Genomic DNA, 3,744 nt, shown 5'->3' on the forward strand with positions numbered 1-3,744 from the left:
GTTATAAAGAGAATCTATATTTTCACTTTTCATTTGTGAAAAATCAAAATCAGGAATTTCTTTAGGAACTTTTCCGTTCTTTTTAGAAATATAATAAGCTTTAAGCTCTGGGTTTGATACCCACCCATCCTTTAGTTCCCATCCGTTAATACCAATAACGATGACTTCACTATAAGTACCTTCATCAAGAATAGCCAGTCCATAATGTAAAGCTCCATTTACGGCATATTGCTGTACAACACTATGAGGATTTTTCCCTTTACTTATAAGCTCAATATCGCCATCTTTGGAAAGCTTTTCAAGCTTGTTTTTAGTTCCTTTGGCTTCAATCATCACAGGAATATCGCGGCGAGTACTATTTTGTAATAAGAGCTGAATATCAGGATAATTATTCCCGGATCCACCGGATTTACTGTCTGCCTCTTTTAATGCTTTGGTAATAGAAGAGTTTATTTCTTCGGTCTTACCATAATGTCTGATATTCAATTCATCAAGCTGTGCTTTGTAAAATTCCTCAACTTTTTCTTCCGCACTTGCCATCTTTACCTCCTTATATCCATCCTGTACATTCAATACGTACCGAAACTACACCTTAGACATTAGGCAAACACTCTCCACATGGTGAGTGTTGGGATATATATCGAACGCACGCAAAGACTGAACGCTGTAGCCAAGCTCCTTAAACGTGCCAACATCGCGAGCAAGACTGGTCGGATCGCAAGCAACATACACAACGCTTCTTGCTCCAGACTTCGCAATCTGCTTACAAACTTGAGCTTTAGCACCAGCGCGCGGAGGATCTAACACAACAACATCTGGATGCGCAAATCGGCGCACAATCTTAGATGACTTACTCGCCTTAAACACCTGCGATTCAAGAGTTTGCGCAACATCCCCTTCAAGCGCTTCAACAACATCCCTGCTAAGACCAGCGCGTCCAATATTTCGCCTTGCGTTCTTTACAGCAATCGGCGCACCCTCAATGCTAAGCACGCGAGCTGGCTCTGCAGAACCAACGGAACCTGCATCACCAGCAGAATCTCCGCCAACATTAGCCAAAGTCGCAAGAGGAATCGTAAACAAACCCGAACCAGAATACAAATCCCACAAAACAGTATTCTTAGTGCGCCCACCAAGTGCAGAACGAACTAATCCCAAAACGTAGTTCACCAAATGCTCTGGAGCTGCGCGATGAATCTGCCAAAAACCGCGCCCATCAACATCGTAATCAAAAGTACGCGCACGAGATAAATCTTCATTAACAGCAACTCGCACGCGCTCGCGCAACAATGCCGATCCTGCAACCAACTCATCATTTACTATAAGCGCATAATTTTCGCCAATCGCACTAAGAAGCGCAGCCTTATCGCCAGAAACACCAAAATCCAAACCATCAACCCTAGGCTCTGGAACAGCAAGACGAATTTGCGCATTTGGCGAAAAAGAACGATTCCACAAGTCCAAAGAATCCGCAACAGCTAAAACTGCGCGCGACGCAAGCGGCATAGTATCAATCGCAATGCGATCATGCGACTCGCGCTTACGCATAGACAATCGCCCTTCATCATCCGCAACCAACTCCATGCGCGTACGCCAATTAAACCCGTTAAGCTCCTCGTCCCCTGGCATGCGCTCAACACTAACATCGCTTTCCGCAACATCCATATGCGCTAAACGCTGGAATTGATTGGCAATTACGGAAGCCTTCCAACGAATCTGACCAGGCAAAGAAACGTGAATTAAATCCGCGCCGCCAACTCCGCCGCCCTGAGCCAAAGGACCAGCGAGCTTCCATTGCGGCTCCACACGATCCGCACTAGGCTCCAAAACTTCTACAACTTCGCCAGTAAAAAAGTGCGCTTTTGCACGCATCGGCTCATCCATGCGCACAACAACCAGCTCACCAGGCAACGCAAATCGCACGAATACAACGCGTCCGTCAAGATGACCTACGCATCTTCCTTGATCCGCATATCGCTCGATTCGCATCGTCACTTGCATAAACTACCCCCTAGTTTTGCGTTTTGTTAAGCTGATTTTCTAATGCCAATTTTAAAGTTGCTTTTAATTAAGCTGATTTTTCTTCGCTAGAATTTACTTCGCTCTGCTTTTCTCCGTTCTGCTTCTCTTCGTGATTTTTATGATGAAGCCGCATAAACGGCGTTGCAATAATCAAGTAAGAAACCCAAATCGCGAGCGCCCAGAACGGCAATCCCATAAGCAATCGAACAGTGCCAAGCCACACAACGTGATTTGTCAAATATAATGGCACTTGCAAAACGAGTCGCAGCGCAAAAACGCCAATCCATAATCCAGTAACATACATGTACGCGCGCTTAAGTGGCTTATAATCAAGCCATTCGTGCAGCCACGCGCCAAAATTTTCCGTAGGCATTTTGCGAATTGACTCAATCACAAGCCCTAAAGCAGGCACGCGCACAATCAGCGAAATAGCAAGAAGCGCACCATAAACAGCGTTCGTAATAAAACCCATCATGTAGTAGTCGCGTGCTTGATGACTCGTCCACACCCAAATAAGGCAAATTGCAATGGAAACAAGTCCACTAATTGCTCCCATAAGCGATTGCCTCTGAATAAGACGAACCACAACTTGCAAAACAGCAATCACAGCTGCCACAATAACCGTTGTTTGTACGTTACGCGTTACAACAAAGCAAATAACAAACAGCAAGCCTGGAAGCATGGATTCAATTACGCCTCGAATGCCACCCAATGAATCAATTACAGAAAATGTAGACCCTTCTGCTCCGATTGAAGCCAATGTCGCTAATCCTGAGCGTTTTTTAGTCTGCACAAAATTGTTGGTTTGCGCATAATCGTCGAGTTTTACTTCATTTGAAAACTCTTGCGAAGAAAACTCTTCTTCGACCTTCTGTAAAGATTCCTGTGAATCCATTCAATTAACTTTCTACTACTTGCATTATCTAATTTCAGCAAACATTGGACCGCGTGTAAGCGTAGTTTTTACTTCTACTTGTTGGTCGTAACCTAATGGTTTATCGTCTTTTTTTAGTGCATTATTAGCATCTTCATCAGACGTATTATTTTCCCCATCTTTACCGCTATTTTCTGCATTTAAAGCAGCTTCTTTTTCTTCTCTAGTTATTGGATCATGCATAGGAATAAAATCGCGAGGCGCAAGCGGCTCTTCACCACGATTTACAACAATCCCCTTAAACCATTCGTCTAATTGTTTTGTTTCGTTATTATTATCTGCAAGCTCTGTTGCTGCAGGTCCAGAGAATACTCCGCGAAGCATCCACCTAGGACCATCAACGCCAACAATACGCGTTGTAATGGTTTTTTCTCCAACTTTTACAGGCAACAGTAGCTCAGTACCGAATTCGCCTTGTACTGTACACGCTTGACTATTACCATCAAGCAAATCTTTGCATACTTCTAGCCAAATACCAGATGTTTTAGGCGCAGCAAAAGCTTCAACTTCTACGCTTGAAGAACCATAAGTTACTGTCATACCAAGAACTTGCGATGTTTCATGCTGCTTTTTTACTCGCAACTCAATGCCTTGAAAATATGGAATATAGATTGAACCAAAATCTAGATAATCGCTAAAATCAGGAGCATCTTCATCATTGAAATCCCATGGACCAGTTTTTACCTCTACGATTTTGTCTTCAACTTTTGAAGATTTTTCTTCTTCATGTCGGCCAAATAACCAACCCATTATTCCTCATTTCTTAAAACAACAAATCTACAAAAATA

At 43.3% G+C, this 3,744-nt stretch carries 3 protein-coding genes and 1 pseudogene; all 4 read right to left on the reverse strand.

All coding sequences use genetic code 11. From position 1 onward, the window contains the following. Positions 1-540, reverse strand: a pseudogene (locus A5295_RS05640) (restriction endonuclease subunit M); the annotation flags it as partial. A 45-nt stretch (positions 541-585) separates the two neighbouring features. Next, complete coding sequence (locus A5295_RS05645) at positions 586-2,001, reverse strand: class I SAM-dependent RNA methyltransferase (protein WP_064622105.1); 1,416 nt, start codon at positions 1,999-2,001, stop codon at positions 586-588. 67 nt (positions 2,002-2,068) lie between these two features. Then, a complete protein-coding gene (locus tag A5295_RS05650) occupies positions 2,069-2,917 on the reverse strand; it encodes a DUF3159 domain-containing protein (protein ID WP_231875306.1) in 849 nt (282 codons plus the stop codon). A gap of 24 nt (positions 2,918-2,941) precedes the next feature. After that, positions 2,942-3,706: a DUF3710 domain-containing protein gene (locus tag A5295_RS05655; protein WP_004105066.1), complete on the reverse strand. Its 765-nt coding sequence runs from the start codon at positions 3,704-3,706 to the stop codon at positions 2,942-2,944. Between the last annotated feature and the right edge of the window lie 38 nt (positions 3,707-3,744).

Origin of the sequence: Gardnerella sp. 26-12, from assembly GCF_001660745.1 — a bacterium.
Classification (GTDB): Bacteria; Actinomycetota; Actinomycetes; order Actinomycetales; family Bifidobacteriaceae; genus Bifidobacterium; species Bifidobacterium swidsinskii.